17 protein-coding genes are annotated in these 21,598 nt (G+C 65.3%); 10 read left to right on the forward strand and 7 right to left on the reverse strand.

The window, feature by feature from the left end; translation table 11 throughout:
* Positions 1 to 71 precede the first annotated feature (71 nt).
* From BXA00_RS17450 to BXA00_RS17460, 3 genes are all read left to right on the forward strand, one after another.
* A complete protein-coding gene (locus BXA00_RS17450; RefSeq protein WP_076519756.1) occupies positions 72 to 1,376 on the forward strand; it encodes a homoserine dehydrogenase in 1,305 nt (434 codons plus the stop codon).
* Between the two features lie 111 nt (positions 1,377 to 1,487).
* Entirely contained in the window at positions 1,488 to 2,897 is a 1,410-nt protein-coding gene (gene thrC, locus BXA00_RS17455) for a threonine synthase (RefSeq protein WP_076519757.1), read from the forward strand.
* 179 nt (positions 2,898 to 3,076) lie between these two features.
* Entirely contained in the window at positions 3,077 to 3,298 is a 222-nt protein-coding gene (locus BXA00_RS17460; RefSeq protein ID WP_056567306.1) for a YgdI/YgdR family lipoprotein, read from the forward strand.
* 118 nt (positions 3,299 to 3,416) lie between these two features.
* Here the strand turns inward: BXA00_RS17460 and BXA00_RS17465 are convergent, their stop codons facing one another.
* Both BXA00_RS17465 and pepN read right to left on the reverse strand, forming a co-directional pair.
* Positions 3,417 to 4,448, reverse strand: coding sequence for a class 1 fructose-bisphosphatase (locus BXA00_RS17465; protein ID WP_076519758.1), 1,032 nt, complete (start codon positions 4,446 to 4,448; stop codon positions 3,417 to 3,419).
* A 10-nt stretch (positions 4,449 to 4,458) separates the two neighbouring features.
* Positions 4,459 to 7,164: an aminopeptidase N gene (pepN, locus tag BXA00_RS17470; protein ID WP_076519759.1), complete on the reverse strand. Its 2,706-nt coding sequence runs from the start codon at positions 7,162 to 7,164 to the stop codon at positions 4,459 to 4,461.
* A 147-nt stretch (positions 7,165 to 7,311) separates the two neighbouring features.
* Between pepN and BXA00_RS17475 the strand changes: the two genes are divergently transcribed.
* Complete coding sequence (locus BXA00_RS17475) at positions 7,312 to 7,947, forward strand: DUF4136 domain-containing protein (protein ID WP_076519760.1); 636 nt, start codon at positions 7,312 to 7,314, stop codon at positions 7,945 to 7,947.
* A gap of 88 nt (positions 7,948 to 8,035) precedes the next feature.
* On the opposite strand, the gene BXA00_RS17480 is transcribed toward BXA00_RS17475, so the two are convergent.
* A complete protein-coding gene (locus BXA00_RS17480; protein WP_076519761.1) occupies positions 8,036 to 8,419 on the reverse strand; it encodes an H-NS family nucleoid-associated regulatory protein in 384 nt (127 codons plus the stop codon).
* A gap of 833 nt (positions 8,420 to 9,252) precedes the next feature.
* Here BXA00_RS17480 and tldD point away from each other — a divergent pair.
* The 6 genes from tldD to glcF all read left to right on the forward strand — a co-directional run bounded on the left by tldD (position 9,253) and on the right by glcF (position 17,607).
* Positions 9,253 to 10,713, forward strand: coding sequence for a metalloprotease TldD (gene tldD, locus BXA00_RS17485; RefSeq protein WP_076519762.1), 1,461 nt, complete (start codon positions 9,253 to 9,255; stop codon positions 10,711 to 10,713).
* 267 nt (positions 10,714 to 10,980) lie between these two features.
* Positions 10,981 to 12,054: a 3-deoxy-7-phosphoheptulonate synthase AroG gene (gene aroG, locus BXA00_RS17490; protein ID WP_076519763.1), complete on the forward strand. Its 1,074-nt coding sequence runs from the start codon at positions 10,981 to 10,983 to the stop codon at positions 12,052 to 12,054.
* Positions 12,055 to 12,156: 102 nt separating this feature from the next.
* Positions 12,157 to 13,566: an FAD-binding oxidoreductase gene (locus BXA00_RS17495; RefSeq protein WP_076519764.1), complete on the forward strand. Its 1,410-nt coding sequence runs from the start codon at positions 12,157 to 12,159 to the stop codon at positions 13,564 to 13,566.
* A 180-nt stretch (positions 13,567 to 13,746) separates the two neighbouring features.
* Positions 13,747 to 15,246, forward strand: a complete 1,500-nt coding sequence (locus tag BXA00_RS17500; RefSeq protein WP_076519765.1) for an FAD-linked oxidase C-terminal domain-containing protein — start codon at positions 13,747 to 13,749, stop codon at positions 15,244 to 15,246.
* 12 nt (positions 15,247 to 15,258) lie between these two features.
* Complete coding sequence (gene glcE, locus BXA00_RS17505) at positions 15,259 to 16,365, forward strand: glycolate oxidase subunit GlcE (protein ID WP_076519766.1); 1,107 nt, start codon at positions 15,259 to 15,261, stop codon at positions 16,363 to 16,365.
* Positions 16,366 to 16,371: 6 nt separating this feature from the next.
* The gene (glcF, locus tag BXA00_RS17510; RefSeq protein WP_076519767.1) at positions 16,372 to 17,607 is read left to right on the forward strand and encodes a glycolate oxidase subunit GlcF; all 1,236 of its coding nucleotides are present in this window, start codon (positions 16,372 to 16,374) and stop codon (positions 17,605 to 17,607) included.
* A gap of 25 nt (positions 17,608 to 17,632) precedes the next feature.
* On the opposite strand, the gene BXA00_RS17515 is transcribed toward glcF, so the two are convergent.
* The 4 genes from BXA00_RS17515 to BXA00_RS17530 form a co-directional block, all read right to left on the reverse strand.
* Entirely contained in the window at positions 17,633 to 19,072 is a 1,440-nt protein-coding gene (locus tag BXA00_RS17515; RefSeq protein ID WP_076519768.1) for an NAD(P)(+) transhydrogenase (Re/Si-specific) subunit beta, read from the reverse strand.
* On the reverse strand, positions 19,069 to 19,386 hold the full coding sequence (locus tag BXA00_RS17520) for an NAD(P) transhydrogenase subunit alpha (RefSeq protein ID WP_006224972.1): 318 nt from the start codon (positions 19,384 to 19,386) through the stop codon (positions 19,069 to 19,071). The genes BXA00_RS17515 and BXA00_RS17520 overlap by 4 nt, the downstream gene beginning before the upstream one ends.
* A gap of 2 nt (positions 19,387 to 19,388) precedes the next feature.
* Complete coding sequence (locus BXA00_RS17525) at positions 19,389 to 20,507, reverse strand: Re/Si-specific NAD(P)(+) transhydrogenase subunit alpha (protein WP_076519769.1); 1,119 nt, start codon at positions 20,505 to 20,507, stop codon at positions 19,389 to 19,391.
* 191 nt (positions 20,508 to 20,698) lie between these two features.
* Positions 20,699 to 21,574 (reverse strand): N-formylglutamate amidohydrolase, encoded by an 876-nt coding sequence (locus tag BXA00_RS17530; protein WP_076519770.1) that lies wholly within the window; start codon positions 21,572 to 21,574, stop codon positions 20,699 to 20,701.
* Between the last annotated feature and the right edge of the window lie 24 nt (positions 21,575 to 21,598).

A 21,598-nucleotide genomic window follows, 5' to 3' on the forward strand; every position in this document is an offset into this window, starting at 1 on the left:
GTGTCCCTTGCACAGCATTATGGAGAACTGAAATGAATTCCCCTCAACGCCCGCCCGCAGAGGGCGGCGCGATGAACCCCATGAAAGTGGGCCTGCTGGGTCTTGGCGTGGTGGGCGGCGGCACGTGGACCGTGCTGTCGCGCAACGCCGAGGAAATCGCCCGCCGCGCCGGCCGCCGCATTGAAGTCACCCGCGCCGCCGTGCGCGACGTGGAGAAGGCGCGTGCCCGCGTGGGCGACTCCATCCTGGTCGACACCGACGTGCATGCGCTGGTGCGCGATCCCGAGATCGACATCGTCGTGGAACTCATCGGCGGCGATACGCTGGCGCGCGATCTGGTGCTCGAAGCCATCGCCAACGGCAAGCATGTGGTCACCGCCAACAAGGCGCTCCTGGCCAAGCACGGCAATGAGATATTCGCCGCCGCCTCCGAACGCGGCGTGATGGTGAACTTCGAAGCCGCCGTCGCCGGCGGCATCCCCATCATCAAGGCGATTCGCGAAGGCCTGACGGCCAATCGCATCCAGTGGGTTGCCGGCATCATCAACGGCACCACGAACTTCATCCTGTCTGAGATGCGCTCGCGCGGGCTGCCGTTCGCCGACGTGCTGGCCGAAGCCCAGCGCCTGGGCTACGCCGAAGCCGATCCGACCTTCGACGTCGAAGGCGTGGATGCCGCGCACAAGCTGACGCTGCTGGCCTCGCTGGCCTTTGGCGTGCCGGTGCAATTCGATCGCGCCTACATCGAGGGCATCTCGCAACTGGCCGCCGAAGACATCGAGCATGCCGAACGCCTGGGCTATCGCATCAAGCTCCTGGGCATCACCAAGCGCCGCCCGGACGGCATCGAATTGCGCGTGCATCCGGCGCTGGTGCCCGCCGAGCGCCTGCTGGCCAATGTCGAAGGCGCGATGAACGCCGTGCTGGTCAAGGGCGACGCGGTCGGCCCGACGCTGTACTACGGACAAGGCGCGGGCGAAGAACCCACCGCCTCGGCGGTCGTGGCCGACCTGGTCGACGTGACGCGCCTGCATACCGCCGATCCCGGCAACCGCGTGCCGCACCTGGCGTTCCAGCCCGATGCCATGTCGGACACGCCGATCCTGCCGATCGAACAGGTCAGCACGTCGTACTACCTGCGCCTGCGCGTGGACGACCAGCCTGGCGTGCTGGCCGACATTGCGCGCCTCCTGGCCGACCGTTCCATCTCCATCGGTTCGATGATCCAGCAGCCCTCGCACATCGGCGGCGCCGACATCATCTTCCTCACGCATGAGGCGGTGGAAGGCAACGTCAACCAGGCCATCGAGCGCATCGAATCGCTGCCCTTCGTGCGGTCCAAGGTCACGCGCCTGCGCGTGGAGAACCTGACGTGAGCAAGACCGACTCCGGAGCGCCTCTGGCGCTTTCCCCTGGGCGGTCCCCCTTCAAGGGGGCCTGCGCGCGGACCGGATCCGGCAAGGCTGGCGCATCGTGGAGCAATTGACATGAAATACATCTCGACGCGCGGCGGCATGGCCGCGCAGGAATTTTCCGACATCCTGCTCGAAGGCCTGGCGCCCGACGGCGGCCTGGCGGTGCCGCAGACGCTGCCGCAGGTACCGGCTGAAACGCTGGAATCGTGGCGCGGCCTGTCGTACGCCGACCTGGCTTTCGAGGTGCTGTCGCTGTTCGCGACGGACATCCCCGCGCAAGACCTGCGCCGCCTGACCCGCGCCGCCTACACGCCGCAGATCTTCAACAGCGAAGACATCGTTCCCCTGCGTCCGCTGGATGGCGGACTGTCGTTGCTGGGCCTGTCGGAAGGTCCGACGCTGGCCTTCAAGGACATGGCCATGCAGTTCCTCGGCCAGGTGTTCGAGTACGTGCTCGCCAAGCGCGGCACCACGCTCAACATCGTGGGCGCCACGTCCGGCGATACCGGCTCGGCGGCGGAATACGCCTTGCGCGGCAAGAAGGGCGTGGCGGTGTTCATGCTGTCGCCCCATGGCCGCATGAGCGCCTTCCAGCGCGCGCAGATGTACTCCCTGCAGGACGAGAACATCCACAACATCGCCGTGCGCGGCGTGTTCGACGAAGCGCAGGACATCGTCAAGGCGCTGGCCAGCGACCTGGCCTTCAAGACCCAGTACCGCCTGGGCGCCGTGAACTCGATCAACTGGGCGCGCATCGCCGCCCAGGTCGTGTACTACTTCCACGGCTGGCTGCGCGCCACCGAACGCGCCGGACAGCAGGTGTCGTTTGCCGTGCCGTCGGGCAATTTCGGCAACATCCTGTCGGGCCACATCGCGCGCAGCATGGGCCTGCCCATCCGCCGCCTCGTGCTGGCCACGAACGAGAACAACGTGCTGGAAGAATTCTTCCGCACCGGCGTGTATCGCCCCCGCCCGGCGGAACAGACCTACGCCACGTCCAGCCCGTCGATGGATATTTCCCGCGCCTCCAACTTCGAGCGCTTCGTCTTCGACCTGGTGGGCCGCGACACGGGACGCGTGAAGGAATTGTGGACGGCGTTGGCGCGCGACGGGTCGTTCGACCTGTCCGAGCTCAAGGACCAGTTTGAATCGCGGTATGGCTTCGTGTCGGGCGCCAGCTCGCACACGGATCGTCTCGCCACGATCCGCGCCGTGTACGACGCGACCGGCGTGCTGGTCGATCCGCACACCGCCGACGGCGTGAAGGTCGCTCGCGAGTTCGTCGAACCCGGCGTGCCGATGCTCGTGCTGGAAACCGCCTTGCCGGCCAAGTTCTCCGAGACCATCGAAGAGGCGCTGGGCCGTCCCGCCACCCCGCCGGGCAATCTCGCCGACCTGGAATCGTTGCCGCAGCGCGTCGAAATCATGGACTGCAATATCGAGTCGGTGCGTCGTTTCATCGAGGCCAACGCCAAGGTGTAAATCGCGCTTGCCGCATGTATTCGGTTGCAACCCCTCCCAGGCCCGCCCTGCGAGGGGTTTTTCGTTATTGGGGTCGGGGCCGATTACGTTCTTAAGCATTTTGCCGACAACCCGACACGATTTCGGGGCCGGATTCCGATAGAGTGAAATCACCTATTCAACACTCGGAGAACACGACCATGAACCTGAAGACCATGACGTTGGCCCTGGTGATGACCGGAGTTGGAGTGCTGGCCGGATGCTCGTCGCCCTCGGTTATCAACCAACGCGACGGCTCTTCGACCGTAGCGCCCGATGAGCCCGAATACGACAAGAAGTCGGGAATGTACGAATACGAGCAGAATGGCAAGAAGGTTCAGATCAACAAGGACGACGTGAAGTCCATCGAAGAGGTCAAGTAAGGCCCGCGGCAGCCTGAGCAATCTGCACAGCCTGAACAGCCTGAACAGCCTGAAAGTAAAAAGCCCCGGCCAGTTTCAAACTGGCCGGGGCTTTTCGCTTTTGCGTCGGGGCTGGTAATCAGCCCGCGGCCTTGCTGCCTGCGTCTTCGGCGTGATAGCGGCCCACGCGTTCGACCTCGTTCTTCGAGCCCAGGATGACGCTCACCCGCTGATGCAGCTTCTCGGGCTGGATGTCCATGATGCGCTGCACGCCATTGATGGCCGCGCCGCCTGCCTGTTCGATCAGGAAGCTCATGGGGTTGGCTTCGTACATCAGGCGCAGCTTGCCGGCCTTGCCCGGTTCGCGGGCGTCCCACGGGTACATGAAGATGCCGCCGCGGGTCAGGATGCGATGCACGTCCGCCACCATCGAGGCGATCCAGCGCATGTTGTAGTCCTTGCCCAGCGGGCCGGTCGAGCCGGCCAGGCAGTCGTCGATGTAGCGCTTGACCGGGGCAGCCCAGTGGCGCTGGTTCGACATGTTGATGGCGAATTCCTTGGTGTCTTCCGGAACGCGGATGTTCTCGTGCGTGAGCACCCACGAGCCCATTTCCCGGTCCAGCGTGAAGCCCACCACGCCATTGCCGATGGTCAGCACCAGCATCGTCTGCGGACCGTAGACGGCGTAGCCGGCCACGACCTGCTTGTTGCCCGGCTGCAGGAAGTCCGCTTCGCAGACCGGCGCGCCCGACACATTGTGCGGCGCCTGCAGCACCGAGAAGATGGTGCCGATGGACACGTTCACGTCGATGTTCGACGAGCCATCCAGGGGATCGAACAACAGCAGGTATTCGCCCTTGGGATAGCGGTTCGGAATCAGGTGGATGGTCTCCATCTCTTCCGAGGCCATCGCGGCCAGGTGGCCGCCCCATTCGTTGGCTTCCAGCAGGATTTCGTTGGACAGCACGTCCAGCTTCTTCTGGACTTCGCCCTGCACGTTTTCGCTGTCGAGGCTGCCCAGGACGCCGCCGAGCGCGCCCTTGCTGACGGCATGGCTGATCGCCTTGCAGGCGCGCGCCACGACTTCGATGAGCAACCGGACTTCCGGCGCGAGGGCTTGGGCGGAGCGCTGTTGCTCCACCAGGTATTGAGTCAGTGTTTTACGTTTCAAAAGGGTCTCCCTATGCAGCAAATTCTAAAGCCTTGGATACGATTTCCTGTACGTTGCGCGACAGGCCGTCGTGCTGGCGCACTTTCTCGAGCGCGGCCTGCATCGGCGCGCGCAGCGCAGGCACGAAGCGCGACCAGTTGTCCAGCGCGCGCGCCAGGCGCGCGGCGATCTCCGGATTCAACGCATCCAGCGCCAGCACCTGTTCGGCCCAGAAGGCATAGCCCGAGCCGTCCGGATGGTGCATGCCGCGAGCGTTGTTCAGGCAGAACTGGAAAATCAGCGCGCGGGCGCGATTGGGATTGCGCAACGTGAACGCCGGATGCTTCATCAGCTCGCGCGCGGTCTGCACCGTGGTCGAGCGGGCCGCGGCCTGCAGCGCGAACCACTTGTCCACCACCAGGGGATCGGCGCTCCACTTCGCGTAGAAGGCGGCCAGCGCGTCCTGTGGGAAGTCGCCCTGCCCAAAGTTGATCAGCGCCGACAGCGCGGCCATGCTGTCCGTCATGTTGCCGGCGTTGGCATACTGCTGTTGCGCCAGCTGCTGGGCCTGCGGTTCGCCCGCCGCCATCAGGTGGCTGAGCGCCAGATTCTTCAGCGCGCGCTTGCCCGCGGGCACGGGAGCGGGGCTGTATTCGCCCGGCGTCTGGTTGTCGTCGAACGCGCGGCGCAATTCGGCCTGGAGCTGCCGGCCAAGTTCGGCGCGCAGGAAGTCGCGCGCCACGGCCAGCGCGGGCGGATCGACCTGCTGCATGCGCTCGGCCAGGGTCTTTTCAGACGGCAGCGCCAGCGCGCGTGCGCGGTAGGCGGCGTCGAGCGCGGGATCGGTGAGCAGCGCGCGCCACGCCTGGATGAAGGCGGCGTCGGCGTGCAGCGTGCGTCCGGCCTGGCGGGCTTGCGCCAGCGCCAGGATCTGGCGCGTGGCCAGTTCCTGGCCGGCTTCCCAGCGGGCGAAGGGGTTGCCGTCGTGCGCGGACAGCAGCGCCAATTCCTCGTCCGACCAGTCGTAGTCCACGATGACGGGCGCGGAAAAATCGCGCAACAGCGACGGCACGGGGCGCTCGGCGATATCGTCGAACACCCATTGCTGGCTTTGCGTCGTCAGTTCCAGCAGGGCGGTGTCGACGACGGCGCCTTCGTGGCGCAGCGGCAGGGCATTGCCTTCGTGGTCGAGCAGGCCGATCGCAAAGGGAATGTGGAAGGGCGCTTTTACGTAATCGGCGCCGGCCTTCTTTTCCACGCCGACCGGCGGGCAGGACTGGGTGAGCGTCACCGTGCAGCGGCGGGCGGCGGCGTCGTGTTCCAGCTTGACCGAGACGCGCGGCGTGCCAGCCTGGCGATACCAGCGGCGGAACACCGACAGGTCGCGGCCGGGATGCTGGCGCTGGTAGACCGATTCCATGGCGCCGACAAAATCGTCGCACGTCACGGCCTGGCCATCATGGCGGCGGAAATACTCGTCCATGCCGGCGCGAAAGCCTTCCTCGCCCAGCAGCGTGTGCTGCATGCGGATGACTTCGGCGCCTTTCTCGTACACGGTGGCCGTGTAGAAATTGCCGATCTCCTGGTAGCTTTCCGGGCGGATCGGATGCGCCATGGGGCCGGCGTCTTCGGGGAACTGGGCCGCCCGCAACGCCACCACGTCGTCGATGCGCTTGACGGCCCGGGCGCTGGCCGCGGCGTCCGCGTCCATGCCGTGCGCCATCATGTCGGCGCTGAACTCCTGGTCGCGAAAGACCGTCAGGCCTTCCTTGAGACTGAGCTGGAACCAGTCACGGCAGGTGACCCGGTTGCCCGTCCAGTTGTGGAAGTATTCATGGCCGATGACGGATTCGATGCCTTCGTAGTTCGCGTCGGTGGCCGTGTCGGCGTTGGCCAGCACGTAGGCGGCATTGAAGATGTTCAGCCCTTTGTTCTCCATGGCTCCCATATTGAAGTCATGGACGGCGACGATCATGAAGCGGTCCAGGTCCAGCTCGAGCCCGAAGCGACTTTCGTCCCAGCGCAGCGCGCGCACCAGGGAATCCAGCGCCCATTCGGTCCTGGTCTCGGACCCCGGATCGCTGTAGACCTGCAGCAGCACCTCGCGGCCGCTGGCGGTGCGGACCTTGGTTTCACGGTGCGTCAGGTTGCCGGCCACCAGCGCGAACAGGTAGCAAGGCTTGGGGAAGGGATCTTCCCATTCGACCTCGTTGCGGCCGTCGGGCAACTGGCGCGAGGCGATCAGATTGCCGTTGGACAGGAGCACGGGGTATTCGGGGCGGGCGCGCAAGGTCACGCGATAGCGCGACATGACGTCGGGACGGTCGGCAAACCAGGTGATGCGCCGAAAACCCTCGGCCTCGCATTGCGTGAAGAAATTGCCGCCCGATACGTACAGCCCCATCAGCGTGGAGTTGGCCGATGGCTTGCAGCGGCTGACGATTTCGACCGTGGCATCGGCCGGCAGGCCCTGCAACGTGAGGGTGTGGTCCGACAACTGGTAGCGGGCGGCGGGCAGCGGCTCGCCATTCACGCCTACCGACACGAGTTCCAGCTCTTCTCCATCCAGGATCAGGGCGGCGTCGGGTCTGGCTTCGGGCCTGCGCCGCACGTGCATCGTGCAACGCACTTCGGTCGCGTCGGGCGCGAGGTCGAAGGCCAGGGCGACTTCGGGGATTTCGTAGGGGTAGGGCTGGTAATCCTTGCGGTATACGGTAACGGGTGTTTCGGTGCGCATGGGATTTGCAGTCCTGTATGAACAATGCGCCTATTGTAGTGGTTGGCCGCGGGCCACACCCCCGGGCTTACGGGCTAGCCTTAAACTTTTGGCAAGCGCGTATGTCAAAGCTCGGTATCATGCGCCGTCGCGCAAAAGGAGCCGCAAATGTCCAGCACGTCGTTGTTCAGCAGTCTCGGCCGGTGGGCCGGTATATTGGCCGTGCTGGGCGCATTGACCTTGACGGGCTGCGCCGCGCCGACCGTATCAGCCAGGGTGACGTCGTTCCAGCAATGGCCAGCGGGCGTCGAGGGCCAGACCTATCAGTTCGTGCCGGCCGATTCCTCGCAAATCAATAATCTGGAATACCAGTCCTTCCAGGACATGGTGCGTGCCGGCATCGGCGCCACGGGCCTGGTCGAAGCCCGGTCCGGCGCAAAAGGCCGTTTCGACGTGTCGTTCCGCTATGGCAGTTCGCAGACCCAGGTGATGGTGCGCCGTCCCTATGATCCGTACTTCTACGGCGGTTATGGCGGTTTCTATGGGCCCGGGCCCTGGGGCATGGGCGCGGGATTCTGGGGGCCGGACTGGGTAGACGTGCCCATGGTGGTCCAGCGCAATTCCTTGTCGCTTTTCATTCGCGACACTCAGCAGGGCGGCGCCGAGGTATACCGTTCGACCGCCTTCATATTGAGCGAGCGTGACGATTTGATCCGCACGATGCCGTATCTGGTGCGTGCCATATTCGACAATTTCCCGGGCAATAATGGCGCGGAGCGCGAGATTCAATTCCCGCGGCGCTGAGTCCTTGGCGCGCGCGGCGCGCATTCTTAATATAAAAGCGGCGCACCATCATGGTGCGCCGCTTTTATTTCTTACTGCGGGATAGGTTTTATTCTTTGATAAGAAAACTCTCGCGGGTGGCGCCGCCAGCCTCTTCGGCGGCGAGCCAGCGCGGCGCCTTGCCGCGGCCGCTCCAGGTTTCGCCGGTTTGCGGATGGCGGTACTTGGGCGCAACGGCGCGCTTGGCGGTGGCGCCTGCGCGGGCGGGGGCGCTGGCCTTGCGGCGGCCGCCCGTGGCGGCGCGGGCGGGCTTGCCGGCGCCGTAGGCTGCGATGATTTCTTCGGGGGTGATGTCGTACTCGCGCATCGACGTGATGATCGACGTGATCACGGGTTTGCGGCGCTTCGTCTGGAGGACTTCAGCCTTCTTTTGGAGCTTGTTGATTTCCTTTTCGATCTTTGCTTGCAGAGCTGCGTAGGTTTCTCGGGCCATGGTTTATTCCTGATTATGGAACTGCTTTAATCGCCGGCGAAGTTATCTTTATTTGTTGTGCCTCGCATAATACAGAATTTACACGCGGGCTTTGTCACTTTCAGACTAATTACTTTGTATCAAAAGGGTTGTTAGCCTTTTGGGCGGTGGGTGGCCGCACTCTTCAAAACATGGGAAGGTAAATCTTAAATTTGGGACAAACTGAAACAAGCGCTTGCTTGGGCTGACAGGTCGACAGGATGGGGGTCGATTGTCTGACAACCGGGGGGCCGACGCCCAATGTTGGCGGGGCTTGCGCGCAGGTCGAACGACCGCAGGGAAACCATTTGGGCGCAAATGCCGTCTATATGCCAGTCATTACCACCACGCCGCCGAATTGCGGCCTATACGGTGCGCAGATGCCTGTATTCACGACGCAAAAACGTGCGTCATGCATTTTGGCATTCTCATTCTCCGGGAATGATATGGTCGACTTGCCGGCGCTCCGTCCCCGACATTTCATTTTTTTGTCAGGTCGTGTGACGACCTGGAAAAGACCTGGAAAAAGACCCGGAAACGACTGGAAAGCGACCGGGAAACGACGTGGGTGCGGTTTGCCTCCATCCCCACAAATACTTAACTTGATACCCAATGTACCGTCCCCATGTGTATGGGAAAGATAATGCGCGGCCAATGCCCGTCCGATGCGAGACCATTTTGTCCTGCCATGGCGGATGCGGGCGCCCGTAACTTTTGCCGCCTGTCGGGACGCCGGAGCCTGGTCGGCGTTACGATACGGTCTTGAGCGCCATCGCGCGCATGCGCGGCCCCGCTGCCGTTCCTGAACTGAGCCTATGAAAATCATCGATCCCGCCATTGCATCCCTGGCCACCGCCAAATCCCTTCTGCTCGACCCCTGGGGCCTGACCGAAGCGGACATGGCGCGGGCACTGGGTGAAATCTTCACCCACAAGGTCGATTACGCCGACCTGTACTTCCAATACACGCGCAGCGAAGGCTGGAGCCTGGAAGAAGGGATCGTCAAGACGGGCAGCTTTTCCATCAGCCAGGGCGTGGGCGTGCGGGCCGTCAGCGGAGAAAAAACCGCGTTCGCCTATTCGGATTCCCTGTCGCCCGAGGCGCTGCTGTCCTCGGCGCACGCCGTGCGCGGCATCGCCCGTCGCGGCGCCGGCAAGGTCAAGGTGGCCGCCCACGTCGAGGCCGAGATCGGCCGCAGCCTTTATGCGGACATTGATCCCGTGGCCAGCCTGAGCGCGCCCGAGAAAGTCGCGCTGCTGGAGCGCGTCGAGCGCATGGCGCGAGCCCGCGATCCGCATGTGATCCAGGTGATGGCCGGGTTGGGCGCGGAGTATGACGTGGTGCTCGTCGCGGGCAGCGATGGCCGCCTGGCCGCCGACGTGCGCCCCTTAGTGCGCCTGTCGCTCACCGTGATCGCCGAGCGCAATGGCCGTCGCGAAATGGGCCACGCGGGCGGCGGCGGGCGGCTCGGCCTGGCGTACTTCACCGACGACATGCTGCAGGGTTATGTCGAGCGGGCAGTGCACGAAGCGCTGGTCAATCTTGAGGCGCGTCCGGCGCCTGCCGGCGAAATGACCGTAGTCCTGGGTTCGGGCTGGCCCGGCATCCTGTTGCACGAAGCCGTCGGCCATGGCCTTGAAGGCGACTTCAACCGCAAGGGTTCCAGCGTGTTCTCCGGCCGCATCGGCGAACGCGTGGCGTCCAAGGGCGTGACGGTGGTCGACGATGGCACCATCCCTGATCGCCGCGGTTCGCTCAATATCGACGACGAGGGAAATGCCACCCAGCGCAACGTGCTCATCGAAGACGGCATCCTGCGCGGCTACATGCAGGACACGCTCAACGCCCGCCTGATGAAGACCGCCGCCACCGGCAACGGCCGCCGCGAATCCTTTGCGCATCTGCCCATGCCGCGCATGACCAATACCTACATGCTGGCGGGCGACAAGCCCGCCGATGAGATCGTGGCCTCGGTCAAGCGTGGCCTTTATGCGGTCAACTTCGGCGGCGGCCAGGTCGACATCACCAACGGCAAGTTCGTGTTCTCGGCGTCCGAGGCTTACATGATCGAAGATGGCAAAGTGACCTATCCGGTCAAGGGCGCCACGCTCATCGGCAACGGCCCCGATGCCATGAACCGCGTCACCATGATCGGCAATGACCTGCAGCTCGACTCCGGCGTGGGCACTTGCGGCAAGGACGGCCAGAGCGTGCCCGTCGGCGTCGGCATGCCCACCGTCCGCATGGAAGGACTGACGGTCGGCGGCACGGCCTGACGCGGTCCAAAGTGTCCTGAAGCGGTAAATAGGGGGCGGCATGCGGCAAAATTGCCAGCGTGACGCCCTCAAAAAATTGTGCTAGAGTCTTCTCCCATGAAATTCGCGTCCCCCGCCTTTTATTTTTATTTTTTTGGTTTTCTGAAGCCGCTGGCGGAGGAAGGGACGCGCTCAATCTGAAGTTTGGAAAGAATCCCCCCAAAAAAGCCGCCAGCGAACTGGCGGCTTTTTTTGTGCCGCCGTGGCGGGCAAACCAGGAGCAGTACCGTGTCACACAACACCGACGATCTTCGCATTCGAGAAATCAAGGAACTGAACCCGCCCTCGCACGTCATGCGCGAGTTCGCCTGCACCAAAGAGGCGTCCGAGACCGTGTTCGCCGCCCGGCAGGGCATGCACCGCATCCTGCACGGCATGGACGACCGCATGATCGTCGTGATCGGTCCTTGCTCCATTCACGACACGCGCGCCGCCATCGAATACGCCAAGCGGCTCAAGCCGGTGCGCGACCGCCTGAGCGCCGACCTGGAAATCGTGATGCGCGTCTACTTCGAGAAGCCGCGCACCACCGTCGGCTGGAAGGGCCTCATCAATGATCCCGATCTGGACGGCAGCTTCGACATCAATAAGGGGGTGCGCGTGGCCCGCGAGCTGCTGCTGGACATCAACAGCATGGGCTTGCCGGCGGGATGCGAGTTCCTGGACATGATTACGCCGCAATACATCGCGGATCTGGTCTCCTGGGGGGCGATCGGGGCACGCACGACGGAAAGCCAGGTGCACCGCGAGCTGGCTTCGGGCCTGTCGTGTCCGGTGGGGTTCAAGAACGGCACGGACGGCAATGTGAAGATCGCGGTCGACGCGATCAAGGCGGCTTCGCAGCCGCATCATTTCCTGTCGGTGACCAAGGGCGGGCATTCCGCCATCGTGTCCACCGCCGGCAATGAGGACTGCCACGTGATCCTGCGTGGCGGCAAGACGCCGAACTATGACGCAGCCAGCGTCGATGCGGCTTGCCAGGACGTGTCCAAGGCCGGTCTGGCGCAGCGCATCATGGTCGATGCCAGCCACGCCAACAGCAGCAAGAAGCCCGAGAACCAGCCGCTGGTCATCGAAGACGTCGCGCGGCAGATGGAAGCGGGCGACGCCCGCCTGATCGGCGTCATGGTCGAAAGCCACCTGCTGGGCGGCCGCCAGGACATGGTGCCGGGACAGCCGTTGGTGTACGGCCAGAGCATCACCGATGGCTGCATCGACTGGGACGCATCGGTGGCCGTGCTCGAACGCCTGGCGCAGGCCGTGCGTGAGCGCCGCCGGGTGGCGCTGACCTCCGGCAAATGAGGGGGATGCGCGCCGCCGACCGCCTGCCTGGGGCGGTGTGCGGCGCAGCATGCGGGGCGGCGTAGAATATTCGGATTATCGAACCCCGGGAACTCCTAGATCATGAACGCTCCCTTGCACGCCGAAACGTTGCGCCGCGCGGTGCCCGCTGCCTGTCTGGATGCCTTGCGCGCGCGCTTTGGCGATCGCCTGTCGGAAACCGCCGCCGTGCGCGAACACCACGGCCGCGATGAATCGCCTTATCCGGCCATGCTGCCCGATGCCGTGGTCTTTGCGCAGTCGACGGAGGATGTCGCGTACGTCGCCAAGGTGTGCAATGAACATCGCGTTCCCTTGATTCCCTACGGTGCCGGCTCGTCGCTGGAAGGCCACATCCTGGCGATCCAGGGGGGCATCAGCCTGGACCTGTCGCAGATGAACAAGGTTCTGGCCATCAACGCAGAAGACCTCACCGCCACGGTGCAGGCGGGCGTGCTGCGCAAGCAGCTCAACGAAGAAATCCGCAACACGGGCCTCTTCTTCCCGATCGATCCCGGCGCGGACGCCAGCCTCGGCGGCATGGCCGCCACCCGCGCCTCGGGCACCAACGCCGTGCGCTACGGCACGATGCGCGAGAACGTCATGTCGCTGACCGTCGTCACCGCGGACGGCCGCATCATCCGCACCGCGGGCCGCGCGCGCAAGTCGTCGGCGGGCTATGACCTCACGCGCATTTTCGTGGGCAGCGAGGGCACGCTCGGCATCATCACCGAAGTCACCGTGCGCTTGTATCCGCAGCCTGAAGCCGTGTCCGCCGCGGTCTGCAATTTCCCCACGCTGGACGCCGCGGTCCAGAGCGTGATCGAGATCATCCAGATGGGCGTGCCCGTCGCGCGCGTCGAGTTCATGGATGCGGCCAGCGTGCGCGCGGTGAACCTGCACAGCAAGCTGAGCCTGCGCGAAACCCCGCTGCTGGTGTTTGAATTCCACGGCAGCCCCGCAGGCGTGCAAGAGCAAGCGGAAACCGTGCAGGCCATCACGGCCGAGCATGGCGGCATGGACTTCGAATGGGCCGAGCGTCCCGAAGACCGCAGCCGCCTCTGGACCGCACGCCACAACGCGTATTTTGCGGGCCTGCAATTGCGCCCGGGCTGCCGCGCCAGCACCACCGACGTCTGCGTGCCCATCTCGCGCCTGGCCGATTGCGTGCGCGACACGGTCGAGGAACTGGATCGCGCCAGCTTTCCCTACACGATCGTGGGCCACGTCGGCGATGGCAATTTCCATGTGCTGATGCTGCTGGATGCCGATAACGCGCAAGAGTGGCAGGAATCCGAAACCATCAACCACAACCTCGTGCGCCGCGCCATCGCGGCCGACGGCACCTGCACGGGCGAGCACGGCGTGGGCCTGCACAAGATGCAGTTCATGGCGGAAGAACACGGCGAAGATGCGCTCGACCTGATGCGCAGTCTCAAGCACGCGTTTGACCCAAACAACATCCTGAATCCCGGCAAGATCGTGTCCTGGTAGGACGCCGGCGGGACGGCTCGTCCCGCTTGCATTGCCGCTGGCTTGCGGCTTTTCTGCGACAGGCCGCTACGGGGTTTACGGCTGGTTACGTATGCGTCGGCCGCGATGCCCTTTAGCGCCCGGAAGGTGCGGGTAAATCCCGGCCTGTTTATCGTGGGCACACGCGCTATTGTTGCGCTCATGAATTCACTGGTCGAAACTGGCCTGGCACAAGTGCAGGCGCCTTATTCGCTGCAGCAGCTCGTCGAGGCGTTGTCGGCCGCGTTGCCCGCGCACTGTGTGCTCTATCGCGAAGAAGACACGCGTCCTTACGAGTGCGATGGCCTATCCCTTTACCGCGCGGTTCCGGCCGTCGTGGCCTTGCCTGAAACCGAAGAGCAGGTGCAGGCCGTCATGCGCATCTGCAAGCGGCTGAACGCACCCATCGTTGCGCGGGGCGCCGGAACGGGTCTGTCGGGCGGCGCCATGCCGCACACCCGGGGCGTGCTGCTCGGGCTGTCCAAGTTCAATCGCATCAAACACATCGATCTGGCCAGCGCGACCGCCATCGTGCAGCCCGGCGTGCGCAATCTCGCTATCTCGGAAGCCGTGTCGCCCTACGGCCTGTACTACGCGCCGGACCCGTCCAGCCAGATCGCATGTTCCATCGGCGGCAACGTCGCCGAGAACTCCGGCGGCGTGCATTGCCTCAAGTACGGCCTTACCGTGCACAACGTGCTGCGCGTGCGCGTGGTCACGATCGACGGCGACGTGGTCGAGCTGGGATCGGAGGCGCCCGATGCGCCGGGCCTGGATTTGCTGTCGGTCTTTGTCGGATCCGAGGGCATGCTGGGCGTGGTGACCGAAGTCACCGTCAAGCTGATTCCCAAGCCCGCCTGCGCGCAGGTCGTCATGGCCAGCTTTTCCAGCGTCGAGGCGGCCGGCAACGCGGTCACGCAGGTGATCGCGGCAGGCATGATCCCGGCCGGGCTGGAAATGATGGACCGCCGCGCCACGCACATGGTCGAACCTTTCGTGCGCGCGGGCTACGACATGGACGCGCAGGCCATCCTGCTGTGCGAATCGGATGGCACGCCTGAAGAGGTGGCGCATGAAATCGCGCGCATGGAAGCGGTATTCCGCGACGCCGGCGCCACGCGTTGCCAGGTGTCCACCTCCGAGGCCGAACGCCTGAAATTCTGGGCGGGGCGCAAGAATGCGTTTCCCGCCGCCGGGCGCGTGTCGCCCGATTACTACTGCATGGACGGCACCATACCGCGCCGCCATCTGGCGCGCGTGCTGGGCGCCATCGAGCAAATGGAAGACGAATTCGGTCTGCGATGCGCCAACGTCTTTCATGCCGGCGACGGCAATCTGCATCCGCTGATCCTGTTCGATTCGAATAAGCCGGACGAGGTGGAGCGCGCCGAGAAATTCGGCGCCGCCATTCTCGAGCTGTGCGTGCAGGTGGGAGGAACCGTGACTGGAGAGCACGGTGTGGGAATGGAGAAGATAAATCAAATGTGCGTGCAATTCTCTCGCGAAGAACTCGACGCGTTTCTGGCGGTAAAGCGGGCCTTCGATCCGCCGTGCCTGCTCAATCCTGAAAAAGTCATCCCAACGCTGGCCCGCTGCGCCGAATACGGCAAGATGCACGTCCATGCGGGAGAACTGCGCTTCCCCGATCTCGCCCGTTTCTAGGACGCTTTCCTTATGGATTTTGTCCTGTCGGAATTGTGCGACCAGGTCATGACGGCGCGTGCCGGTCACAAGCCCCTGTTCGTGATGGGCGGCGGCAGCAAGCGCTTCTACGGCAACTACCGGCCGGTGCGGCCGCAGGATGGCCACTGTCTCCTGGACATGACGCCTTACCGCGGCATCGTCAGCTATCACCCATCCGAACTCGTGGTGACCGTGCGCGCCGGCACGCCGCTGGCCGAACTGGAGGCCGCGCTTGCCGAGCACGGCCAGATGCTGGCGTTCGAACCGCCGCATTTCGCGCCGTCGGCGACGGTGGGCGGATGTGTGGCGGCCGGACTTTCGGGGCCGCGCCGCATGAGCGCCGGCGCCTTGAAAGACTTTGTGCTGGGCGCGCAGCTGCTGGATTCGGAAGGCCGCATTCTGTCGTTCGGCGGCGAGGTCATGAAGAACGTGGCCGGCTACGACGTGTCCCGCCTGCTGGCCGGGTCGCATGGCATTTTCGGCGCCATCCTCGAGGTGTCGCTCAAGGTCGTGCCCAGGCCGATGGAAGAGATCACGCTGGCGCTGCCCGCCACGCAGCCGCAGGCGCTTGCCAACTTTGCCTTCTGGCGGGGCAAGCCCCTGCCCATCTCGGCCACGAGCTGGACCGGGGAGGGCGATGGCGGTGAAGGGATGACGAGGGTGCGCCTGTCGGGCGCGCCACCGGCGCTGGCGAGCGCGCAGGCGCTGATCGGCGGCGACGTCCTGGCGCCCGACGCCGCCGCGGCATGGTGGCAGTCGCTGCGCGAGCAGACCGATGCTTTCTTCGCACCGGACCGCCCCTTGTGGCGCCTCGCCCTGCCGCCCACCACCCCCGACCTGGAGTTGGGGCCGACGCTGCTGGAGTGGGGCGGTGGCCAGCGGTGGCTGTCCGGCCCGCACGATGCGGCAGCGCTGCGCGCGACCGCGGCCCGGCACGGCGGCCACGCGACGCTGTTCCGGCCGGCCGGCGCCACGCCGCCCGCCGATGGCGTGTTTCAGCCGCTCGCGCCAGGCGTGGGCGCGATCACCCGCCGGCTCAAGCAGGAGCTCGATCCCGCGGGTCTTTTCAATCCTGGCCGCCTGGTCCTGGAGCTATAGGGCATCATGCAAACCAATCTGGCATCCTGGGCGAGCGGCACCGAACTGGGCGAAGAGGCGGACGCCATCCTGCGCCGCTGCGTGCACTGCGGCTTCTGCACCGCCACCTGTCCAACCTACCAGGTCCTGGGCGACGAGCTGGACAGCCCGCGCGGACGCATCTATCTCATCAAGCAGGTGCTGGAGGGCAAGGAGCCCACGCAGTCCACGCAGCAGCACCTGGACCGCTGCCTCACCTGCCGCAATTGCGAGACCACCTGCCCGTCGGGCGTGGAATACGGGCACCTCGTCGATATCGGGCGCAAGATCGTGGACGAGCGGGTGGAGCGCTCATGGGCGGACAAGACCAAACGCACGCTGCTGCGCCGGACGATGCTCTCGCCCCTGTTTGCGCCGGCCATGCGCCTGGGCCAGAGCCTGCGCGGCATGCTGCCGCAGGCGCTCAAGCGCAAGGTGCCGGAACGCCGCGACGCGGGCCCGCTGCCGCAGGTGGCGCGGCATGAGCGCCAGGTGCTGATGCTGACCGGATGCGTGCAGCCAGCCATGATGCCCACCATCGACGCCGCCACCATCCGCGTGCTGGATGCCGTCGGTATCGGAGCGCGCCTGGCGCCGGGCGCGGGCTGCTGCGGCGCCGTGAGTTTCCACCTGGATGTGCAGGACGAGGCCGTGGCGCAGATGCGCGCCAACGTCGACGCGTGGTGGCCGCTGGTGCAGGACGCCAAGGTTGAGGCCATCGTCATGAATGCGTCGGGCTGCGGCGCGATGGTCAAGGAATATGCGCACCACCTGCGCAATGATCCGGCCTATGCGCAAAAAGCCGCCGACATCGTGGCGCTGGTCAAGGATGTGGCCGAGATCGTCGCGCCGCATGCCGGGTTGCTGCGCGCGCGACTGCCGGCCGGCACCCGGGCAGCATTCCATCCGCCTTGCACCCTGCAGCACTGGCAGGGGTTGAGGCCGCTGTCGGAGCAACTGCTGGCCGACCTGGGATTCGACCTGCAGCCGTTCGCGGACAAGCATTTGTGCTGCGGATCGGCGGGCGCGTATTCGGTGTTGAACCCGGACATCGCGATGGAGTTGCGTGACCGCAAGCTGGGCGCCATCGCGGCAGCAAGCCCGGACGTGATCCTGTCGGCCAACATCGGATGCATCGGCCATCTGCAAAGCGGCACCGAAACGCCGGTGCGCCATTGGGTCGAGGTGGTGGATGAACAGTTGCGCCAGGCTGCGCAGCCCTAGGGCCGCGCAGCGCCTGGCTTGCCGGCTATTCGACGGCCTTCACCATGTCTTCCAGCACCTTCTTGGCGTCGCCGAAGACCATCATCGTGCGGTCCATGTAGAACAGCTCGTTGTCCAGCCCGGCATAGCCCGAGGCCATGGAACGCTTGTTCACGATGACCGTGCGCGCCTTGTAGGCTTCAAGGATGGGCATGCCGGCGATGGGCGACTTGGGATCGTTCTTGGCGGCGGGATTGACCACGTCGTTTGCGCCCAGCACCAGCACGACGTCGGTCTGTCCGAACTCGCTGTTGATGTCTTCCATTTCGAAGACCTGGTCGTAGGGCACTTCGGCCTCGGCCAGCAGCACGTTCATGTGGCCGGGCATGCGGCCGGCGACCGGATGGATCGCGTATTTGACGGTCACGCCGCGGGCGGTGAGCTTTTCGGCCAGTTCCTTCAGGGCGTGCTGCGCGCGGGCCACGGCCAGGCCGTAGCCCGGCACGATGGTCACGCTTTCGGCGTTGGTCATGAGGAACGCCGCATCGTCGGGGCTGCCTGACTTGACGCTGCGCTGCTGGGCGTCTCCCGCCGCGGCGCCGCCGCCCGACTGCCCGCCGAAACCGCCCAGGATCACGTTGAAGAACGACCGGTTCATGGCCTTGCACATGATGTAGGACAGGATGGCGCCCGAAGAGCCCACCAGCGAGCCGGCGATGATCAGCATGGGGTTGTTCAGCGAAAAGCCGATGCCCGCCGCCGCCCAGCCGGAGTAGCTGTTCAGCATCGACACCACCACCGGCATGTCCGCGCCGCCGATCGGAATGATGATCAGCACGCCCAGCACGAACGCGATGAGGGTCATGATGATGAAGGGGGTCCATTCCTGCGTGAGCATGAACCAGAAGCCGCACCCCAGCATCAGCAGCGCCAGCGCCAGGTTCAGCAGGTGCTGGCCGGTGAACACCACGGGCGCGCCCTGGAAGAGCCGGAACTTGTACTTGCCCGACAGCTTGCCGAAGGCGATGACCGAGCCCGAGAACGTGATGGCGCCCACGAAGGTGCCGATGAAGAGCTCGAACCGGTTGCCGGTCGGGATGGCCATGCCGGCGGGCGCGATGCCGAAGGCGTGGGGCTCGGCCACGACGGCCACCGCGATCGCGACCGCCGCCAGGCCGATCATGCTGTGCATGAAGGCGACGAGTTCCGGCATCTTGGTCATTTCGACGCGCTTGGCCATCAGCGTGCCGACCGAGCCGCCCACCAGCAGTCCCAGCACCACCCAGCCCAGCCCGATCGTGGCCGTGCCGCTGCGCGCCAGGCCGATGATGAGCGCGGCGGTGGTGAGCACGGCGATCGCCATGCCAGCCATGCCGAAGGCATTGCCCAGGCGCGAGGTGGTGGGGTGGGACAGGCCCTTGAGCGCCTGGATGAAGCAGACCGAAGCGACGAGATAAAGCAGGGTGACGAGGTTCAGCGAGATCATTTCGCTTCCTCCTTGCCCGGCTTGCGGTCCTTTTTCTTGAACATCTCGAGCATGCGCCGCGTGACGAGGAAGCCGCCGAACACGTTGACGGCGGCCAGGGCCACGGCAAAGACGCCCATGCCGCGCGCGAGTCCGCCTTCGGTCAGCGCGGCGGCCAGCATCGCGCCCACGATGATGATCGCGGAAATGGCGTTGGTCACCGCCATGAGCGGCGTGTGCAGCGCGGGCGTGACGTTCCAGACGACGTGGTAGCCGACATAGATGGCCAGAACGAAGATGATGAGGTTCATCAGGGTGGGGTTGATCGCTTCCATGGTCACGTCCTCCGCATCACATTGCCGCCTTCGCACATCAGGCAGGCGGCCACGATTTCATCGTCGCGCTGGATCGTCAGCGCGCCGTCCGCATTGATGATGAGCTTCAGGAAATCCAGGATGTTGCGCGCATAGAGCGCCGAGGCGTCGGTGGCGACCAGGCCGGGCAGGTTGGTCAGCCCGATGATGGTCACGCCGTGCTTGTCGACGATTCGGCCTTTTTCGGACAGCGGGCAGTTGCCGCCGCGTTCGACGGCCAGGTCCACCAGCACCGAGCCCGGCTTCATGGCCGCGACGGTTTCCTCGGAGACCAGCGTGGGGGCGGGGCGGCCGGGGATCAGCGCGGTCGAGATGACGATGTCGGCCTGCTTGCAGCGCTCGGACACCAGCGCGGCCTGGCGGGCCATCCATCCGGGCGGCATGGCCCGGGCGTACCCGCCCGTGCCTTGCGCGATCTCGCGTTCTTCGTCGGTTTCGAACGGCACGTCGATGAATTTGGCGCCCAGGGATTCGACCTGTTCGCGCGCGGCGGGGCGCACGTCGGAGGCCTCGACCACCGCGCCCAGCCGCTTGGCCGTGGCGATGGCCTGCAGGCCGGCCACGCCCGTGCCCAGCACGACTACGCGGGCGGCCTTCAGGGTGCCGGCGGCGGTCATCATCATGGGGATCAGGCGGCCGTAGTGATGGGCAGCCAGCAGCACGGCCTTGTAGCCGGCCAGGTTGGCCTGCGATGACAGCACGTCCAGGCTTTGGGCGCGGGTGATGCGGGGGGCGGCCTCCAGCGCGAAGCCGGTCAGGCCGGCGGCGGCCAACTGCGCCAGGCCTTCCTCGTCGAAGGGATCGAGCATGCCCACCACCACGGCGCCCGGCTTCATGTGGGGCAGTTCATCGGGGGAGGGCGCGCGAACCTTCATGACGAGTTCGGCGCCCAGGGCTTCCTGGGCGGAACCGAGCGTGGCGCCCGCGGCGACGTAGGCGTCGTCGAGATAGCGGGCGGCGCTGCCTGCCCCGCGCTCCACGACCACTGTGTGCTTGCCGCCCACATACTTCTTGACGGTCTCCGGTGTTGCTGCGACACGGGTTTCCCCGTCTCGGGTTTCCTTGGGTATCCCGATGTGCATCGACGCCTCTCCTCAGAAGGTTCGCCGTAGTTATACACGGAATGTGCGTTCTCACGCTCCCCTCGTTTGGTCCGCTTGTGCGCGGGCAAAAAAAACCCCATGGCGAACCATGGGGTGCGGGTCTTGCAACCCGAATGCTCCGGCCAGTCAGACCACGTCGCCGGCCGGCACCAGCGCGCAGACGTCCGGCGTCAAACCGTCTGTGCGCGAGTCCAGAGGATCAGCGCGGCGGTGAGGTCGCGCAGATCGGCCTTCAGGCGGCCGTAGTTCTCGCTGGGGCGAAGCGACACTTCGTCCATGTACAGCTTGCGGTTGATCTCGATCTGCAGGCTGTGGCGGCCTTCTTGCGGGCGGCCGAAGGCGCGGACCAGTTCCACGCCCTTGTAGGGGTCGTTCACCGTGACGTCATAGCCGCGTTCGCGCAGCCAGGCCGCGATGAATTCGCGGAAGGCCGGGTCGCTGGTGCTGCCGTCGCGGTCGCCCAGCACGAAGTCGGGGTGGACCAGGCCGGGGCGGTCGGTGGCGAATTCGCCGGCCACGCTGGGCATGGAGTGGCAGTTGATGTGCCAGACCTTGCCGAACTTGCGGTGCGCGTTGTCCAGCACCTGGCCGAGCGCGGCGTGGTAGGGCTTCCAGCAGGCGTCGATGCGGTGGCGCACTTCCTGGACCGTCAGCTTGCGGTCGTACAGGGGCGTGCCGTCATCGAGCATGCGCCAGATCAGGCCCTTACCCAGCTTGACCTTGGGCGAGGCGTTCAGCGCGTCGGGCCACGCCTCGTCCAGCAGCAGTTCGTCGATTTCGTCGGGCGCGCGGTTGGCGTCGATGTAGGCGCGCGGAAAGGCCGCGGCAATCATCGGCACGCCCATCTCGATGGCGTCGCCCCACAAGTCGTCAACCCAGGTGTCCTCGGCGGTGCGCAATGCGCCAAAGTCCACCGCGGCAGCGAAATCGGGGGGGTAGGCGGTGCCGCTGTGCGGGGAGTCCAGCACAAGGGGAGCCGAAATTTCCGAATCGGGGTATTGCTGCGGAAGGTCGAGGCGGTAGGACAGGGGTTGGGTAATTCGCATAAGGGGGTACTGCGTTCGTGAATC

Source organism: Achromobacter sp. MFA1 R4 (genome assembly GCF_900156745.1).
Lineage (GTDB): Bacteria > Pseudomonadota > Gammaproteobacteria > Burkholderiales > Burkholderiaceae_B > Achromobacter.

Excerpts from the sequence above, each read along its gene's own strand:
- BXA00_RS17450 (WP_076519756.1), top strand. The coding sequence starts at position 72 with ATGAACCCCATGAAAGTGGGCCTGCTGGGTCTTGGCGTGGTGGGCGGC.
- thrC (WP_076519757.1), top strand. The coding sequence starts at position 1,488 with ATGAAATACATCTCGACGCGCGGCGGCATGGCCGCGCAGGAATTTTCC.
- BXA00_RS17460 (WP_056567306.1), top strand. The coding sequence starts at position 3,077 with ATGAACCTGAAGACCATGACGTTGGCCCTGGTGATGACCGGAGTTGGA.
- pepN (WP_076519759.1), bottom strand. The coding sequence starts at position 7,164 with ATGCGCACCGAAACACCCGTTACCGTATACCGCAAGGATTACCAGCCC.
- BXA00_RS17475 (WP_076519760.1), top strand. The coding sequence starts at position 7,312 with ATGTCCAGCACGTCGTTGTTCAGCAGTCTCGGCCGGTGGGCCGGTATA.
- BXA00_RS17480 (WP_076519761.1), bottom strand. The coding sequence starts at position 8,419 with ATGGCCCGAGAAACCTACGCAGCTCTGCAAGCAAAGATCGAAAAGGAA.
- tldD (WP_076519762.1), top strand. The coding sequence starts at position 9,253 with ATGAAAATCATCGATCCCGCCATTGCATCCCTGGCCACCGCCAAATCC.
- BXA00_RS17495 (WP_076519764.1), top strand. The coding sequence starts at position 12,157 with ATGAACGCTCCCTTGCACGCCGAAACGTTGCGCCGCGCGGTGCCCGCT.
- BXA00_RS17500 (WP_076519765.1), top strand. The coding sequence starts at position 13,747 with ATGAATTCACTGGTCGAAACTGGCCTGGCACAAGTGCAGGCGCCTTAT.
- glcE (WP_076519766.1), top strand. The coding sequence starts at position 15,259 with ATGGATTTTGTCCTGTCGGAATTGTGCGACCAGGTCATGACGGCGCGT.
- glcF (WP_076519767.1), top strand. The coding sequence starts at position 16,372 with ATGCAAACCAATCTGGCATCCTGGGCGAGCGGCACCGAACTGGGCGAA.
- BXA00_RS17515 (WP_076519768.1), bottom strand. The coding sequence starts at position 19,072 with ATGATCTCGCTGAACCTCGTCACCCTGCTTTATCTCGTCGCTTCGGTC.
- BXA00_RS17520 (WP_006224972.1), bottom strand. The coding sequence starts at position 19,386 with ATGGAAGCGATCAACCCCACCCTGATGAACCTCATCATCTTCGTTCTG.
- BXA00_RS17525 (WP_076519769.1), bottom strand. The coding sequence starts at position 20,507 with ATGCACATCGGGATACCCAAGGAAACCCGAGACGGGGAAACCCGTGTC.
- BXA00_RS17530 (WP_076519770.1), bottom strand. The coding sequence starts at position 21,574 with ATGCGAATTACCCAACCCCTGTCCTACCGCCTCGACCTTCCGCAGCAA.